Source organism: Tsukamurella sp. PLM1 (assembly GCF_023168325.1).
In the GTDB taxonomy this organism is placed as follows: domain Bacteria; phylum Actinomycetota; class Actinomycetes; order Mycobacteriales; family Mycobacteriaceae; genus Tsukamurella.
Window position 1 is genome coordinate 1,574,406 of the sequence record NZ_AP025688.1, and the last position, 17,937, is coordinate 1,592,342.

General features: G+C 61.4%; 9 protein-coding genes and 1 pseudogene. All 10 read left to right on the forward strand.

Annotated elements, in window-relative coordinates; genetic code table 11:
• Positions 1-33 precede the first annotated feature (33 nt).
• The 10 genes and pseudogenes from smc (at position 34) to MTP03_RS08230 (ending at position 17,936) form a co-directional block, all read left to right on the forward strand.
• Positions 34-3,617, forward strand: a pseudogene (gene smc / locus MTP03_RS08185) (chromosome segregation protein SMC).
• A 394-nt stretch (positions 3,618-4,011) separates the two neighbouring features.
• Positions 4,012-5,199 (forward strand): DNA cytosine methyltransferase, encoded by a 1,188-nt coding sequence (locus MTP03_RS08190; RefSeq protein ID WP_248492089.1) that lies wholly within the window; start codon positions 4,012-4,014, stop codon positions 5,197-5,199.
• A gap of 476 nt (positions 5,200-5,675) precedes the next feature.
• Positions 5,676-7,073, forward strand: coding sequence for an ATP-binding protein (locus MTP03_RS08195; protein WP_248491533.1), 1,398 nt, complete (start codon positions 5,676-5,678; stop codon positions 7,071-7,073).
• The gene (locus tag MTP03_RS08200) at positions 7,070-7,951 is read left to right on the forward strand and encodes a hypothetical protein (protein WP_248491534.1); all 882 of its coding nucleotides are present in this window, start codon (positions 7,070-7,072) and stop codon (positions 7,949-7,951) included. The genes MTP03_RS08195 and MTP03_RS08200 overlap by 4 nt, the downstream gene beginning before the upstream one ends.
• Positions 7,952-8,063: 112 nt before the next feature.
• Entirely contained in the window at positions 8,064-9,521 is a 1,458-nt protein-coding gene (locus MTP03_RS08205) for an IS1634 family transposase (RefSeq protein ID WP_248492090.1), read from the forward strand.
• A gap of 173 nt (positions 9,522-9,694) precedes the next feature.
• Positions 9,695-11,521, forward strand: coding sequence for a Z1 domain-containing protein (locus MTP03_RS08210; RefSeq protein WP_248491535.1), 1,827 nt, complete (start codon positions 9,695-9,697; stop codon positions 11,519-11,521).
• Between the two features lie 49 nt (positions 11,522-11,570).
• Complete coding sequence (locus MTP03_RS08215; protein ID WP_248491536.1) at positions 11,571-14,582, forward strand: AIPR family protein; 3,012 nt, start codon at positions 11,571-11,573, stop codon at positions 14,580-14,582.
• Positions 14,583-14,756: 174 nt separating this feature from the next.
• Positions 14,757-16,199: an NADP-dependent phosphogluconate dehydrogenase gene (gene gndA / locus MTP03_RS08220; protein ID WP_248491537.1), complete on the forward strand. Its 1,443-nt coding sequence runs from the start codon at positions 14,757-14,759 to the stop codon at positions 16,197-16,199.
• 161 nt (positions 16,200-16,360) lie between these two features.
• Positions 16,361-17,425 (forward strand): tripartite tricarboxylate transporter substrate binding protein, encoded by a 1,065-nt coding sequence (locus MTP03_RS08225; RefSeq protein ID WP_248491538.1) that lies wholly within the window; start codon positions 16,361-16,363, stop codon positions 17,423-17,425.
• 37 nt (positions 17,426-17,462) lie between these two features.
• Positions 17,463-17,936 carry a tripartite tricarboxylate transporter TctB family protein gene (locus MTP03_RS08230; RefSeq protein WP_248491539.1) on the forward strand — a complete coding sequence of 158 codons (474 nt, stop codon included), beginning with the start codon at positions 17,463-17,465 and terminating at the stop codon, positions 17,934-17,936.
• Position 17,937 lies beyond the last annotated feature (1 nt).

A 17,937-nucleotide genomic window follows, 5' to 3' on the forward strand; every position in this document is an offset into this window, starting at 1 on the left:
AGGTGCCCGGAACAGCGGGTAGTCTCGTTGATCGTGTATCTCAAGTCTCTGACGCTGAAGGGCTTCAAGTCCTTCGCTTCGGCGACGACTCTTCGGCTCGAACCGGGCATCACCTGCGTCGTCGGGCCGAACGGCTCGGGTAAGTCGAACATCCTCGACGCGCTGCGCTGGGTGATGGGCGAGCAGGGCGCCAAGGGGCTGCGGGGCGGCAAGATGGAGGACGTCATCTTCGCCGGAACCTCCGGCCGTGCGCCCCTGGGGCGCGCCGAGGTGACCCTCACCATCGACAACTCCGACGGTGCGCTGCCCATCGACTACTCCGAGGTCTCCATCACGCGCCGCATGTTCCGCGACGGCGCCGGGGAGTACGAGATCAACGGAACCAAGGCGCGTCTGATGGACGTGCAGGAGCTGCTGTCGGACTCGGGCATCGGCCGCGAGATGCACGTGATCGTGGGGCAGGGGCAGCTCGCGGCGATCCTCGAGTCCAAGCCCGAGGAGCGTCGCGCCTTCATCGAGGAGGCGGCGGGGGTCTTGAAGCACCGCCGCCGCAAGGAGAAGGCGGTCCGCAAGCTCGATTCGATGCAGGCCAACCTGGCGCGCCTGACCGACCTCACGACGGAGCTGCGGCGCCAGCTCAAGCCGCTCGGCCGGCAGGCCGAGGTGGCGCGGCGCGCGCAGACCATCCAGGCGGACCTGCGCGACGCCCGCCTGCGCCTGGCCGCCGACGATCTGGTGCGCCGGCGCGCCGAGCTCGCCGACCAGAGCGGCAACGAGGCGGCCGTGCGGGCCGAGCAGAACCTGGTCGCGGAGCAGTTGGACGAGGCGAACGCGCTGGTCGCGTCGCACTCGGAGGCGGTCGCCGAGCTGGATCCCGCGGTCAAGGCCGCGGGCGAGGGCTGGTTCTCGCTCTCGGCGCTCGCCGAGCGCGTCTCGTCGACGGAGCGCATCGCCTCCGAGCGCGCCCGCCTGCTGTCCGAGCCCGTGCAGCACGCCCCCGGCCGCGACCCCGACGAGCTCGAGGCCGAGGCCGAGCGCGTCGCCGAGGAGGAGGCCGAGCTCATGGAGGCCCTCGAGGAGGCCGCCATGATCCTCGAGGAGGCCACGGAGGAGCTCGCCTCGCGCGAGGAGACCGCCCGGGACGCGGAGAAGGCGCACATGGCCGCGGTCGCGGCGATCGCGGACCGTCGGGAAGGGCTGGCGCGACTGGCCGGCCAGGTGGAGACGTTGCGGACCCGGGCCGAGTCCGTCGAGGCGGAGTCGGGACGGCTGACGGCCGCCATCGCCGAGGCCGTGGAGCGGGCCGAGGCGGCCGAGGCCGAGTTCGAGCAGGTCCAGGGGCGGATCGCCGAGCTGGATGCCTCCGAGGCCTCGCTCGACGAGCACCACGAGCGCAGTTCCGCGGCGCTCCACGCCGCCCAGGCCCGCGTGGAGGAGTTGCGGGCGTCGGAGCGGGAGGCGGAGCAGAAGGTCGCCTCGCTGGTCGCGCGCATCGAGGCGCTGACGATGAACCTCGACCGCGGCGATGGCGCCGCCTGGGTCGTCGAGCACGTGGACGGCGTGACGGCGGGCGTGGCGTCGCGGCTCGCGATCCGGGCCGGGTACGAGAAGGCCGTGGCGGCCGCGTTGGGTCCGGTGGCGGAGGCTGTCGCGGCGGGCTCTCGGAATCTGGCCGTTTCGGCCATCTCCACCCTGCGCGACGCGGACGGGGGACGGGCGGCGATCGTCGTCGAGGGCGTCGCGCCCGGCGCGGTGCCCACCGGCTCCCTGCCCGACGGTGCCGTCTGGGCCGTCGAGTGCGTGGAGGCACCGTCGGAGTTGGCGGGCGCGGTGACGGCGGCGCTGGCCGGGCACGTGCTCGTGCGGTCCGTCGTGGACGCGGTGGCCGTGGTCGCCGAGCGGCCCGAGCTGCGGGCCGTCACGTCCGACGGTGACGTGATCTCGCACGGGGTGCTGACCGGCGGGTCGGCGGCGCGGCAGTCGACGCTGGAGGTGCAGAAGGCGATCGACGCCGCGGAGGCGACGCTGGGGGAGACCCGGCGGTCGGTGGAGTCGTTGTCGGCGGCGCTGGCCGGGGCGAACGAGGATCTGGCCGCGCGGCGCGAGGTGACGGAGTCGGCGCTGGCGGCGCTGCACGAGTCGGACGCGCAGCTCGGCGCGATCTACGAGCAGTTGGCCCGATTGGGGCAGGCGGCGCGGAGCGCGCGGGACGAGGCCGAGCGGCTGGTCGCGCAGCGGGAGCGGATCGAGGCGTCGCGGGACGAGACGCGGGCCGCGCTGGTGGAGCACGAGGAGCGGCTGCGGCTCGCCGAGGAGTTGCCGGACGAGTCCGCGGCCGTGGGTACGGACGAACGGGACGCCGCGGCTGCCGCTTTGGCCGCGGCGCGGTCGGTGGAGATGGAGGCCCGGCTTGCGCGGCGCACCGCCGAGGAGCGTGCGGCCGGCGTGCGGGGTAAGGCCGAGGGTCTTCGACGGGCCGCCGCAGCCGAGCGGGCCGCGCGGGAGCGGGCGGAGGCGGCGGCCGCTGCGCGGCTGGCCGCCGCTGCGGTGGCTTCGTCGGTGGCGGAGGGCGCGGCGCTGGTGACGCCGCGGCTGGGGCGTGCGGTCTCGAGGGCCGCCGCGCATCGTGATGCGCTGGAGGCCTCGCGGGCGCAGCGCGCCGGCGCGCTGGATGTCGCGCGGCAGGAGGCGACGTCGCTGAGCGCGCGGTTGGCGCAGCTGACGGATGCCGTGCATCGCGACGAGGTGGCGCGGGCGCAGGCGGCGCTGCGGATCGAGCAGCTCGAGGAGCAGGTGCTCGAGTCGTTCGGCATGGCCCCCGACGATCTGGTGGCCGAGTACGGGCCGGACGTGCCGTTGCCGCCGTCGTCGCTGGAGCTCGAGGAGTACGAGGCGGCGCGGGAGCGCGGCGAGACCGTGGTGCGGCCCGTGGGGCTGCCGTTCGAGCGGGCGGCGCAGGAGCGCCGGCTGAAGCTGGCGGAGAAGGATCTCGCGACCCTGGGGCGGGTGAACCCGCTGGCGCTCGAGGAGTTCGCGGCGCTGGAGGAGCGCTACAACTTCCTCTCCACGCAGCTCGAAGACGTGAAATCCGCGCGGGAGGATCTGCTGAGCGTGGTCGAGGAGGTGGACGCCAAGATCCTGCAGGTGTTCACCGAGGCCTGGGTGGATGTGGAGCGCGAGTTCGTGGAGGTGTTCAAGACCCTGTTCCCCGGAGGAGAGGGCCGCCTGATCCTGACGGAGCCCTCGGACATGCTGACCACCGGCATCGATGTGGAGGCCCGGCCGCCGGGGAAAAGGTGAAGCGGCTCTCGCTGCTGTCCGGTGGTGAGAAGTCGTTGACCGCCGTTGCGATGCTGGTCGCCATCTTCCGGGCCCGGCCTTCGCCCTTCTATGTGATGGACGAGGTCGAGGCCGCTCTGGACGACACCAACCTGCGGCGATTGATCTCGTTGTTCGAGCAGCTGCGGGATAAGAGTCAGCTCATCGTGATCACGCACCAGAAGCCCACGATGGAAGTCGCCGACGCGCTGTACGGCGTGTCGATGCGCGGAGATGGAATCACCCAAGTGATCTCCCAGCGGATCCGTGGCCAGGAACTGGGCGCCCTGCCGGTGTAGCTGTGATCATCCTTGCGATAACGCTCGGTGATGGGTGCAGACACCCGCTCGGTGAGCAGTACGTCTATACGCGAACGACACGCCGATCCGTCGCAGAACTTGTCAGTCGAGTCTGCGATGATAGGGCATCGACTGCCCGCACGCAGCGCCAACACGGCCACCAACAGGCCGTAAGCGGGAGTCGTCTGGACAACTACGAAGACGCGGACAGGATCAGCAAATGGGGTCGTATGGGGTCAAGCTGGAACGGTCGACACCATTGGCGTTGGACCGACACGTGGATGCGCCGGACGAGACAAACTTTAAGCAATGGTGTCTGAAGGAACACGCCGCAGGGCGCCCACTCGCGATCGATCTATTTTCAGGAGCAGGCGGGTTAGGGCTCGGCGTAGAAATGGCTGGTTGGACCGTCATTGCTGCCGTCGACAACGATCAGAAGTCGATAGAGACTCACCGCGCCAATTTTCGCGGCCTTGCACTAAACATCGACATGTCCCAGCGAGCGCAAGTGTCAAGAATCATAAAATCACTCAAGGGTATTCCAGTAGACTTGATTGTCGGAGGGCCTCCATGTCAACCGTTTAGCCGTGCCGGTCGATCGAAGATTAAGCACCTTGTGGCCACCGGCACCAGATCTCCAATCGACGAGCGGAAAGAACTGTGGCGCTCCTTCATCGACGTCGCGCGCGCAGTACGACCGCGCGCGATCATAATGGAAAACGTGCCAGATATGGCAATTGGCGACGATCTTGTAGTAATTCGAACCATCGCGGGAATTCTCGAGGCAACCGGATATGCAGTCGACTACAGGCTACTCGACGCGTGGCACTACGGGGTGCCTCAACATAGAAAGAGGTTCATCCTCCAGGCGAGAAACGACGGAAAGAATAATTCTTGGCCCGAGCAGAGTAGTGTCATTACCACTGTTGGCGACGCCATCGGGGATCTACCAAACCTCATGGGCACCACAGGGAAACGAGAAATGCAGTACGATGCCGATAGCAGTAGCTCAATAGCGAAAATCCTCCGGGATGGCACAAAGCCGAGCGTCGTTTACGATCACATCACTCGACCGGTGCGAAGCGACGACCGAGAAGCATTCGAACTGATGGACTCGACCACCCTCTATTCGGATCTACCTGAGCGACTGCGCAGGTATCGTGCAGACACTTTCGATGACAAGTACAAGAGGCTAGATTGGCACGGACTAAGTCGCACAATCACCGCACACATTGCTAAGGATGGGTATTGGTATATACATCCTCGGGAGCACAGAACTTTGACGGTACGCGAATCAGCGCGTATCCAAACCTTCCCTGACAAATTTCGATTCGCCGGGACTAGGAGTGACGCATTCCGTCAAATTGGCAACGCGGTTCCCCCATTTCTCGGAGCGGCAGTCGCATCCGCGATCGCTGAGAGACCGGGAAAGCGGGAACTCGACAGAGTACCAATTATCCGCCAGGCGCTAAAGAACCGCGCCGTTCAGCGTCGCCGAGCCGTCTGGTGGCTGTACTGGACCAGCTATGACGCCCACCGCAGCATTTATAGCGTCATATCTGGAGGTGCACCGTTGTGGTGAAAGCACGGCGAGATTATTGATGGAGCCTGTGAAATGCGCAGAGGGCATGAACAGAAATCTGCTGGAGGACATACTTGCCTCCAGCACCTCCAACGTCAAGAGGAAGCAAATTGGCACCCTAATAGAGTGGTTGCAGTACACCAGCGACGAACTGATAGAGCATCTAAGCCCTGCTCAGAAACGGCTAATGCAGCTATTATGCGGCGAACCGCAACTTGTTCTAAATAGTAGCGTCAAGTCGGCTGTAGTCAGCCTGATGCGTCTTCCCGAGGGTAATCAGGGAATGAACAGCGACGTCAAAGTAGCACTCGCGCAACTAGTATCAGTCGGGTCAGAGGCGGCGCTACGAATGTGTGCAATTCGAGACCTTGATTGTGCAACCATATGTCAGATTTTGGATCAGACAGATACCTGATGGAAGACCTATCATGACTAGCGAGATAAGCGCTCCACCGGATCCCCAGCTGTTAGAATCGATGCGCTCCATCGGATACAGCGTAGAAACAGCGATCGCGGATATCATCGACAACTCCATTTCGGCAAGCGCCACACAAATCGAGCTAGAGTTCGATAGTGAGAGGCCGGAAGCATTGACCATTCTAGATGATGGAATTGGTATGGATGCTGATGCAGTCATCAAGGCGATGACTCTGGCTGGTGACAGCCCGTTAGCGGGGCGCGCCAGTACCGACCTCGGACGATTTGGGCTCGGGCTGAAGACCGCATCGTTCTCGCAGTGTCGCCATCTTACCGTCGTATCGAAGACCAAGTTCGGGCAACTGGTTGGATTCGCTTGGGATCTAGATCACCTCGCCGAGACTGGAAGATGGAGCCTAATCCAACTTGACGAGGCGGAGATTCAAGGAGTCCCAGGAGTCGCCAGTTTAGACGCGAACCAACACGGGACTATGGTGATATGGCGGAAGCTGGACGTGCTGGCTGGGAAAAAGGGAACCACAGCGCGCCTACTGAACGAAGATCTAGTTCGGGTCCGTCGGCACATAGCCCTCGTGTTCCACAGGATCATTGAGAAACGCGGAATCCGAATTACTGTCAACGGGCGGTCCATTGATCGAGTAGACCCGTTCTTGGCAAACAGGCCGGGAACTCAAAAAGGTCCTGAGGAATATATCAGCACCGGCAATTCTCGCGTGCGGGTCCAAGCCTATACGCTGCCATTCCTGAACAAGATGACCCGTGAAGACCGTCAGTTGGCTTCAATTGGTGCGTCGTTCAAAGATGACCAAGGATTCTACATCTATCGCAACGACAGACTCGTAATATGGGCTACTTGGTTTAGAATGATCAAGAAGGATGAGCACACCCGTCTAACGCGAGTGGTTGTAGACATTCCAAACTCCCTAGACCACCTGTGGAGCCTTGATATCAAGAAGGCGGTGGCTGCGCCTCCTCCTGAGGTGAAAAGTCAACTCAAGCGGATCGTCGATAGAATGGCGAAGCCAAGCAGAGACGCGCACTCGTACCGGGGCAGATCGATTGATAGAAACGATGGTGTAGAGCGAGTCTGGACAATGATTAGTGAACGATCCGAATTTCGATACCAAGTGAATCGCCGGCATCCGACGCTCGCCGATGCGCTCGCTCGCGACCCTTCAGGAACAGAAAGCCTCCTTCGGCTCATCGAGTCTACCTTTCCGATCTATGAGGCGGCAGGCCGAGTCAGAGACGAAATGACACCATCGACCAGAGTGGAGTATCTGGAATTGGTGAACACTGCTCGAGCGATATGGGACAATATGGGCGGAGTCACTGGGGCGCAAAGAATAGCGGCGATCACTTCAATTCTGAAACTGACCGAACCGTTCGCGGGACGTGACGATATATCTAAGATCGTGGAGGATGTAGCACGGTGAACAGCAACATTTCGCATGACGACGTGGTCGCGAGACTGGACCAGGCAGTTTCGCTAGTTCTGCAGTACACGCCCGAACCTTTTGCGGAGGAATCGATACGAGACTTGGTGTGCGGGATGCGGCCAACTATCGCGCCGGACCTAGCTGATTCAGACCTTGAAGAGTTGCTACTTACCTTGATCAACAGACATCGAGTCGAGGTCGAGGTAGGGACGGTGCTCCGGACAGATGATTACGAACCGTGGCTTGTCAACGCCAAACAATCAATTGACTGGTCACGTTGGTTGGCGTACAAGACCTATCTCGCAGGATCATCAGGTATGGGACTGAAAGTTCTAGATCGACTCGATGAGTCGACTGACGCGATTCTCGACTTGGCAGGCGATCCGACCCGTGAAGGTTCATGGGCTCGAAGAGGCCTTGTCTTGGGCGATGTCCAGTCCGGAAAGACAGCGACCTATCTGGGGTTGCTGAATAAGGCGATCGACTGCGGCTACAGGATTGTCATTGTGCTGGCAGGAAACACTGAATCACTCCGACAGCAGACGCAGGAGCGGGTTGACAGCGGAATTATCGGACGTGACTCGTCGACGTTGCTGCAACGGCCAGGGGTGAAGGTCCAGTCAAGACATATTGGCGTCGGAACGGTGAACCCGGACCTTCCTCCGGCGTTCGGGATGACCACTGTGACTAAAGATTTCACACGATCGAGCGATGAAGGAACCAATTTCGGCGTCCGGGCCGCCGAGAACAGCCCTTGGGTGTTCGTCCTAAAGAAGAATCGTTCGGTCCTCGGTGCGCTCCTTTCGTGGCTCAACAAACAGGTTGGACCTGACTTAGGACACGATTCGGACATGCGCGTGCATGCACCGCGGTGAGCTGCGGTGATCGTGTCGTGTTGGTGCGGATCTGCGCACTAAATTGTGGGGTTCGTAGGCTGCTGGGGTGGCGTACGTGAGGACGGTGAAGACCGCGTCGGGGGCGACGGCGGTGCAGATCGTCTGGTCCTCGACCCGCGGGTCCCGCAAGATTGAACATCTGGGGTCCGCGCATGACGAGCAGCAGCTCGCCGCGCTGCGCGCTGCTGGTGAGGAGAAGATCGCAGCAGGTCAGACCATGTTGGATCTGGGTATCGGCGAGGCGCCGCAGGTGGGTCCGTTGCCGATCACCGCCTCGCGGATGGCCGTCCTGTGGGATGCCCTCGACGGCGCCTACCGGCGGCTCGGATTCGATACCGCGACCGGCGGCGATGCTGTGTTCCGGGATCTGGTGCTCGCCCGGATCATCGAACCGACGAGCAAACTCGATTCGCTGCGGGTGCTCGATGAGGTCGGCCGCGTGGCGCAGTCCTATCGCACGATCACCCGGCGGCTGCCCGTGTATGCGAAACCGGCTTGGCGGCAAGCACTATCAGCCGCGTGCGCCGACCACGCCGGAATCGGGCCGGCGACGTTGTTGCTCTACGATGTGACCACGCTCTACTTCGAAACCGACACCGAGGACGAGTTCCGCAGGCCCGGTTTCTCCAAGGAACGCCGCCTTGAGCCGCAGATCACTGTGGGCTTGTTGACCGATCCGTCGGGGTTCCCGTTGCAGATCGAAGCGTTCGAGGGCAATCGGGCGGAGACCACCACGATGCTGCCGACGATTGCCGCGTTCACCGCCGCCCACCACCTCGAATCGGGGCAGGTCACGGTGGTCGCTGACGCCGGGATGGTCTCCGCGGCGAACAAGCAGGCCCTCGAAGCCGCCGGGTTGCGGTTCATCATCGGCGAACGCCTCGGCGCGAGCGTGCCGTGGATCATCGACGACTGGCGCAAACGGCATCCCGGGCAGGAACCCGATGACCAACTCGTGCTCATCCAGCCGATGCCCGCCGGCCCGACGGACAAACGCCGCGATCACGTTGTCTACTACCAGTACCGGGCCGCCCGGGCCCGCCGGACATTGAAGGGTATCGACGAGCAGATCATCAAGGCGCAGAGGGCTGTTGACGGAAAGATCCCGATCAAGCGGAACCGGTTCGTCACCATCAAGGACGCGAAGAAGAGCGTCAACCGTGACCTCGAAGCCCGCAACCGAGCCGTCGCGGGATGGAAGGCGTACGTCACCAACATCGACGCCCCGACACCGGAGTTCGTGATCGGCTCCTACCACCAGCTGTGGCGGATCGAGAAGAGCTTCCGGATGACCAAAAGTGATCTCGCCGCCCGCCCGATCTACCACCGCCTCCGCGAGAGCATCGACGCGCACCTGACCATCGTCTTCGCCGCCCTCGCGATCACCAGGCTCGTCGAGGGGCGGGCCGGATGGTCAATCAAGAAGTTCGTCACCACCGCCCGCCGCTACCGCACCATCGAAATCCAGGCAGGTCCACAGAGCATCACCGCCGCCGACCCCGTCCCCGCGGAACTACAGGACGCGATCAACGCAATCCTTGCGCACTAATTTGACCTAAGTCAGGTTTCACACGATCGAGCGATGAAGGAACCAATTTCGGCGTCCGGGCCGCCGAGAACAGCCCTTGGGTGTTCGTCCTAAAGAAGAATCGTTCGGTCCTCGGTGCGCTCCTTTCGTGGCTCAACAAACAGGTTGGACAGAATGGGCGAATCGATCTTCCAGTGATTGTCCTGGATGATGAATCTGACTACGCGTCGGTTAACACTCGGGAAGAGGAGGACCCGACTGTTATCAACGAGTCTATCCGAAAGATCTTAGACTCATTCGCTGCGAGTAGCTACGTCGCTTTCACTGCCACTCCATTCGCTAACATATTTATCGATCATGAGAATGACAACGATCTGTTCCCGCGTGACTTCATCTACGCTCTTGAGACACCGACCAACTACTTCGGCTCTGAGCGAACGTTCGGTACCGCCGACGGGCGAACATCCGATGTGGTAGTGGCCATCGATGATGCCGAGGAGATATTCCCATTCAAGCACAAGTCGAGTTTGGATGTCTACGAGCTTCCTTTTTCGCTAAGGCGAGCACTCATCGCCTTCTTCATCGCGAATTCTATCCGAGATCTTCGAAAGGATCGCAAGCCGCGATCCATGCTCGTGAACGTATCCCGATTCAAGAATGTTCAAAAGCAGGTGTTTGACCTTGTCGAGAACGAGATCCTCGATCTGAAGAACGCGGTCGAGCTGTATGCGGAGGCTTATGGTCGCGGTCGAGAGAATTCGGTTATTGATGAATTCCGAAGCGTCTTTCGCGAGATTTTTGGAGGATGTCCCGAGAATTGGGAAAGCGTGCTGATGGCGCTTCCGTCGGCCGTGCGAGATATACGTCCGAGACTGTATAATTCGGACCGCAATAAGAGTATTGCGCTAGGGGAGCAGGCGCGCGAAGCTCCTAATCGGATGGTCGCGGTAGGCGGCGATGTACTGAGCCGCGGGGTGACATTAGATGGCTTGACGATCAGCTACTTCTTCAGGAAGGCCGGTGCGTCCGACACGATGCTACAGATGGCACGGTGGTTTGGCTACAGGCCCGGATACGATGATTTATGTAGAGTGTGGATGGACGAAAGCGTCGCCGACGATTTCGTGTTTGTCGCGTCGTCTGTTGCTGAACTAAGGTCGGACCTGCGAGAAATGATGGCGCGGAACTATACGCCTCAAGACTTCGGTTTGGCGGTACGAAAGCATCCTGGATCACTCCTGGTTACCGCACGCAACAAGATGCGGTCGGCGGAGGAAAGACCTCGTCAGATCTCACTTGCAGGCAGGAATATTGAGATAACACGTTTGATCGATGACCAAGACGTGTCGGCGCAGAATTATGAGGCGTTCATTTCGCTGTTGTCTGATATCAGGTCTTGCGGTGCGGTCGAAGAGCAGACGAGGCGAAGAAATCCGATATGGCGTGGCATTCCGCAGAAGGTCATCGCAGAATTCCTTGACAAGTATCAGGCTCACTCATCGCAGATGGCCTTTACAGGTGGCTCGATGTCGAGATTTGTCGGGAGCACCCGTAGCCGGCGTCTCCGAAGCTGGGATGTGACAGTTATTGGGGGCAGGGGGGCAGAAGAGACTCACGGGGGAGTGACGTTCAGGACTGCCGAGCGCGCGATGGAACAGCGTGAGTCGTATCTTCGAATCTCTGGCCGCAGTTCTAGGCTCGCGGGCAAGGACGATCTTAGCAACTTGTTCGCATCATCTGATGATGAACCAGCTAACGCCACGAGCGAGGATGCCTACTATGCGCATATTCCTCGCCCCGCTCTTCTGGTGTATCCATTGCGTCGTAAGTCCAAATCCGGGGGCGATTTGGCGAGCTCTATTGATGTCGCTATTAAGGTCGCTTTCCCGGGTTCGTCGATCGAATTTAATGATGAAGAAGATGTTACTTATGTTGTGAATAGTGTAGCGATCAGAAGCTGGTTCGCGAACTTCGAGGATCCGTCACTGGCGGGGGACGACTATGACGACCTCGAGTCGTAGTCAACGCATTTCTGCACGGTGGAAGGCTCTTTTAGATGGCCCACCGAATGTGCATGGAATCGAGCGAATCGCGGGAACCGCGCATGTTGCGTTCGGATCAGATTCCCTGGGCCGCGCGATGTTCTTCCTTATCCTTTACGACGATCCTGGCGATCGTGTGTTGTCGGATGCCGTGCAGATTTCGCGCTCGCGTCGCAGTTCTGACGGTAGGTGGACTCTGGCTTTTATACTAGTGCATCGTGAGTATCTTCATGAGTTTCTCACCCTAGCGAGTGACCTGGTCGAGGAGTTGACTTGTACCTCGACGGAGGCGCAAGCGATTCGTGTTCTTGATCGGTCGATTGCCCGCTGGAGGGCGTTGTTTGTGGAATCGCGGCGGAGGCTCTCAGATAGGAGTGTTCGCGGGCTGATCGGTGAACTACTCTGGGGCTTCGATGAATTGATCTCTGAGTACTCGCCCGCAGATGTCGTTCACGCTTGGCGGGGTCCGATGGGATGGCCGAAGGATTACATACTTGGGCGCCGGGCGTTCGAGGTGAAGACGGTACTCACGGATCGCTCTTCGATCCCTGTCTCCTCTTTGGAGCAACTTTCCCTAGCCTCGGTGCCAGAAGTGTTCTTGGTTGTCTACCGGCTCAGTCCTGCTGCTGACGGTGCGGGCACTTCCCTGAAGCAGGAAATAGATCGTGTTCGTAGCTTGTTCAATGAGCGAGAATCTGCCAGTGTGTTCGAGCAGCGATTGCGATCTATTGGAGTCTATGAGGATGACCCGGCGATCGAGGCATGCTATTTAGTCGCCGGCCCTGATGTATATGCTGTGACGGGACCGTTTCCTAGGATTGCAAGCGAGAATACCAGTGGCGCCATAGTTTCTGCCAGCTATGAATTAGATCTTGAATCGATCAGTAGTTTTCGGTGCTCCCGGACTTTTGCTATCGGCGGCGTTCTTTCTCTTCCTACGACTTCTTCACAGGGGATAACAATGAATACTCTGAATGAGTACTACGCGGAGTTCGTCGGAGAGGTTGCCGCGAGAGCTGAGGCTGAGAACGACTACATGCGGTCGGCGTTCGTTGGCGCTGTAGGCGATATATTGGTCGACGCGATGGAAATCGGCGGCATCGAGGCGTGCTATTTCGATGGCGTGGGAGCCCGCGGGCGACGCATTGGCGTGGATGCTTACTTTGCCGACGATCCCGACGGGTCCGTGGTACTGATTAGGGCGGCATACTCTGGATCGAATGTATTGGGCGGTACCTCGGTCGTTGACGTGCGTAAGGCAATCTCCGAACTTGAGGGATTTGCGGAGGAGTGTCTGTCGGGGCGTTTCTCGGCAGCGCACGAAGAAAGTTCTGACGCTTATCAGCTTGGTGAGTTGTTGAGAATGCGCGGTGGTACCATTACGCGACTTGTTCTCTTGGTGATTGCGGACGGCGAGGTTCGCCGTTCGATCGATTTGCCCGCCACCGCGACGATTGGATCGGTTCGTTCAGAGTTCTCAATCTGGGATATTGCTCGTGTCCATGATGTCGCATCTGCGGCGTCCGCGAGACTCGATTTGTCGATCGATTTGGAACGATGGGTTCCTGGTGGCCTTGATGCGATAGAAGCAGCGGGGACAAATGCTGCGGTGAGGACGTTCTTGACTGCGGTCCCGGGTGATATTATTGCTGATCTGTACGAGCTCTATGGAAGTCGTCTTCTTGAGAGCAATGTTCGTTCCTATTTGAGCGCCCGAGGGAAGGTAAACAAGGGGATTCAGCAGACGGCGATGTCGGAACCGGACTTGTTCCTCGCTCTGAATAACGGTATCACTGCCACCGCGACAAATGTACTTGTATCGAACGTAGCGGGCCGCACGCGGATGCGAAGAATATCCGATCTGCAGATCGTGAACGGGGGGCAGACGACTGCTAGTTTGTTCTACGCTCGCCGCGATCGGAAAGGGGTCGACCTGTCAGATGTGGCTGTTCAGATGAAGCTGGTTATAGTGGATTCTGCACGGAGTGATGAGATGGTCCCGAAGATTTCTCGATCGGCAAACAGTCAGAATCGCGTTAGCGACGTTGACTTCTTTGCCAATAGTCCTGTTCATCAAAGACTGGAAGTTCACTCCCGTCGAGTATTGGTTCCGGCGCGCGAAGGTGACATTGTTCAGACTCGATGGTTCTATGAACGAGCGCGTGGACAATGGGCAAATGAGCGTTCACGGTTGACTGGCGTCGAACGCCGCAAGTTTGAGCGGAGATTTCCGCGCTCACAGGTGATCTCGAAGAGTGATGCGGCGAAGTACTTCATGTGCTTCGAGATGGCGCCTAACGTTGTGAGTCTGGGTGCCCAGAAGAATTTCGTTGAGTTCGCTGCGATGATGTCGAAGAGGTGGGAGCGAAACTCCGACAGCTTCGATGAGTTGTTCTTTAAAGAACTCGTGGCGAAGGCGATGCTCTATAATGAGGTTCGCCGAGGTATCAGTCATGCGGAATGGTACACCCCTGGTTACTTGGCGAACATTGTAGCATATTCAATCGGTAAGTTTGTTTTCGAGGTAGGCCAGCTTCCGGGGCGAAAGAATGTTGATCTTGGAGCGATATGGGACTCGCAGGGCGTTCATCAGTCAATCTTGGACGAGATTGTGAAAATAGGTCTCGTTGTTCGGTCGCTGTTGACTAAGTCAAATAGGCCGGTGCAGAACGTGACTGAGTGGGCAAAGAAGGCGGAATTGTGGTCGGAAGTGCAGGCTGTGAAGCATGTGTTGTCGGACGAAGTTCGCGCCCTCCTTGTGAGTGCTGATGTGCGTGCCGAACAGAAGAAGTCGGCTGCGAAGCTTCAGAGCATGGATCGAGGAATCGATGCGCAGGTTCGAGCTCTGAGCGTCCCCGCATCAAAGTGGCGTGAAGTTCGTCTGCATGCCCTCAATAAGGGGGTGGCGCTGACCGAGAAGGATGTTCGCGCTCTTAGGGTTGTTTGCGATTCCGCCAAGATGCCCACCGAATTTCAGTCTGAGTTGTTGGTGGGGATTCTGGATCGGGTAGCCGCGATGGGTTTTGAGATAGGAACGTAGCAAGGCGTTGTCGGTATTACTCGACTCGCTTTCCTAGTGGGCGTGTTCGGGTGGTACTGCGGCAGTGTTTCCGTGGGGTGAGACAGCGGTGCTGAAGGTGGGGCACCGTCGGGCGTGGGGACGTAACGTAGGGGCCGAGTGTGAACCACCACGAGGAAGAGGGACGAACAAGCGATGAGCAGCAACGATGCAAAGGCGAACATCGGAGTGGTGGGGATGGCAGTGATGGGCTCGAACCTGGCCCGCAACCTGGCGTCCCGTGAGGGCAACACCGTCGCGATCTACAACCGCTCGCCGGAGAAGACCCACGAGGTTGTCAAGAACCACCCCGAGGCGAACTTCGTTGCCAGCGACACCATCGACGAGTTCGTCGCGAGCCTCGCCAAGCCGCGCACGGCGATCATCATGGTGCAGGCGGGCGCGGGCACGGATGCGGTGATCGACCAGCTCAAGGAGCGGTTCGAGCCAGGCGACATCATCGTCGACGGCGGCAACGCGAACTTCCACGACACCATCGCCCGCGAGGCGAAGATCGCGCCGACGGGCATCCACTTCGTCGGCGCCGGCATCTCCGGCGGCGAGGAGGGCGCGCTCAAGGGCCCGTCGATCATGCCCGGTGGCACCGCCGAGTCGTACGAGACCCTGGGCCCGATCCTCGCGTCGATCGCCGCGGTCGCCGAGGGGGAGCCCTGCGTGACGCATGTGGGCACCGACGGCGCCGGTCACTTCGTGAAGATGATCCACAACGGCATCGAGTACGCCGATATGGAGCTCATCGGCGAGGCCTACGACCTGCTGCGCAACGTCGCCGGCTACACGCCCGCGCAGATCTCGGACATCTTCAAGACCTGGAACGAGGGGCCGCTCAACAGCTACCTCATCGAGATCACGATCGACATCCTCAAGCACGTCGACGCCGAGACGGGCAAGCCCTTTGTCGACATCGTCGCCGACCAGGCGGGCAGCAAGGGTACCGGCGTCTGGACGGTGCAGACCGCCCTCGACCTGGGCGTGCCGGTCGGCGGCGTCGCCGAGGCCGTCTTCGCCCGCGCCGTCTCCTCCAAGCGCAACCAGCGCGACGCCGTCCAGGCCCTGGGCATCGCCCGCCCGACCGCCCCGCAGGTGGGCGAGAACTTCGTCGACGACGTCGCGAAGGCCCTGTACGCCTCCAAGATCGTCGCCTACGCCCAGGGCTTCGACGCGATCATCGCCGGTGCGGAGAAGTACGGCTGGAACATCGACAAGGGCGCCGTCGCCAAGATCTGGCGCGGCGGCTGCATCATCCGCGCGCAGTTCCTCAACGTGCTCGCCGACGCCTACGAGGCCAACCCGAACCTCAACACCCTGCTCGAGGCCCCGTATTTCGCGCAGGCGATCCGCGACGGCGAGGAGGCGTGGCGCCGCGTGGTCATCACCGCCACCCAGGCCGCCGTCCCGGTCCCGGGCTTCGCGACGGCGCTGAGCTACTTCGACTCGCTCAACGTCGACCGCCTGCCCGCCGCCCTCGTCCAGGGCCAGCGCGACTTCTTCGGTGCCCACACCTACAAGCGCGTCGACAAGCCCGGCACCTTCCACACCCTGTGGTCCGGCGACCGCAGCGAGATCCAGACGGACTGACCACCGAACACCGGAGCGGCGCGGCAGGCGAGGAACATCGTCTGCCGCGCCGTTTCGTCTGCGGCGCAACTGCTCCTGCGCCGGCTTCGACTTCTGCGCGTTTCGCGCGTTCTGTCCCTTTCGGGCCTTGACCAAATGCTGACGCTCATATGACGGACTGGGTGAGACTGACATCACATCAGCTCGACCAGGAGGTCATGGACGTGACGGAGAGCGCGGAACAGAACGAGGCGGACCGTCCGCCCGGCAAACGGAACGTGATCGCGCTGGCGATCTACGGCGTCATCGCCGTAGTCGTCATCGCGACGGCGGTGGGATTCTCGTTCCAGCGCGGCGGCCTCTCGGCCGACATCCGCAACAAGGCGACGCTGATCGCCCCCGCGGGAGCGGGCGGCGGTTGGGACCTCGTGATGCGCGAGTCGCAGGCGATCATGCGAGATCACAAGATCGCCACCAACATCCAGGTCGTCAACGTGCCCGGCGCGGCCGGCACCATCGGCCTGTCCCGGCTGCACTCGATGGCGGGGCGGGCCGACGTCGTGATGGTCGGCGGGACCGGCCTGCTCGCCGGCGTCCAACAGACGAAATCCGCCGTGACGCTGAACGACGTCACACCGATCGCGCGGATCTTCGAGGAGTACGACGTCCTCGTGGTCCCCGCGGACTCGCCCTACAAGACGGTGGCGGACCTCGCCGCCGCGTGGAAGGCGAACCCGCACAGCGTGCCGTTCACCGGCGGCGGCAGCTTCGATCAACTGGTGATGGCGCAGTTCGCCAAGGCGGCCGGCATCGCGCCGAAGGACACCACCTACATCCCGAAGTCCGGTGGTGGCGAGGTCGCTCAGGCCCTCGTCACGCACACCGCCGCCGCCGCGTTCTCCGGCTACGCCGACCTCGTCGACCAGATCGAGTCGGGCCGCCTGCGGGGGCTGGCGATGGCCGCCAAGAACCCGGTGGCGGGCGTCGAGCTCCCGACGCTGGTGCAGTCGGGATTCGAAGTCACGCTGGCGAACTGGCGCGCGTTGTTCGCGCCGCCCGGGATCACCGACGCGGATGCGAAGAACATCCGCGACGTCTTCTACGAGGTGATGCAGACCTCGGACTGGGCCGACGCCGAGAAGATCAACAAGTGGACCCGGGTGTGGCTCGAGGGCGACGAACTCACCACGTTCCTCGCCCAGGAGGACGAAACCATCCGCCAGCTGTACGAGGAGTTGGGCAAATGACTGAGCAACCGGACGCACCCCCGGCAGGGACACCGTCGTGCAGCGCGGCGGGTACGGCGCGCTCATCGTCCCCGGCATCCTGGCGGTGGCGAGCACCCTGGTGGTGATCGGCAACCTGACGATGCAGGAGCAGTCGTCCGACAGCCCCGGACCGACGTTCTTCCCGTGGGTGCTCGCGGTCGCCGGGTACGGGCTCGCGGCCGCCCTCGCCGCGCACTACGTGCGGAATCCCGACGAGGTGAGCCGCGCCGAGACTCGGCACAAGACGTACACCGACTGGACCTCCGTGGCCTGGCTGGTCGGCGGCATCGCGGCCTTCGCGGTGCTCCTCGATCTGCTCGGCTGGATCCTCGCCGCGGGCCTGCTGTTCTGGTGCGTGACGCGTGCCTTCAACAGCAAGCGGCCCCTGCTCGATCTCTCAGCGGGATTGCTGATGTCGAGCCTCGTCTTCCTCGTCTTCGGCGTCGCGCTCGACGTACCGCTGCCGTCCGGAATCCTCGGAGGACTGTGAC

Coding starts and splice junctions, on each gene's coding strand:
- MTP03_RS08190 (WP_248492089.1), top strand. CDS start 4,012: ATGGCTGGTTGGACCGTCATTGCTGCCGTCGACAACGATCAGAAGTCG.
- gndA (WP_248491537.1), top strand. CDS start 14,757: ATGAGCAGCAACGATGCAAAGGCGAACATCGGAGTGGTGGGGATGGCA.
- MTP03_RS08195 (WP_248491533.1), top strand. CDS start 5,676: ATGCGCTCCATCGGATACAGCGTAGAAACAGCGATCGCGGATATCATC.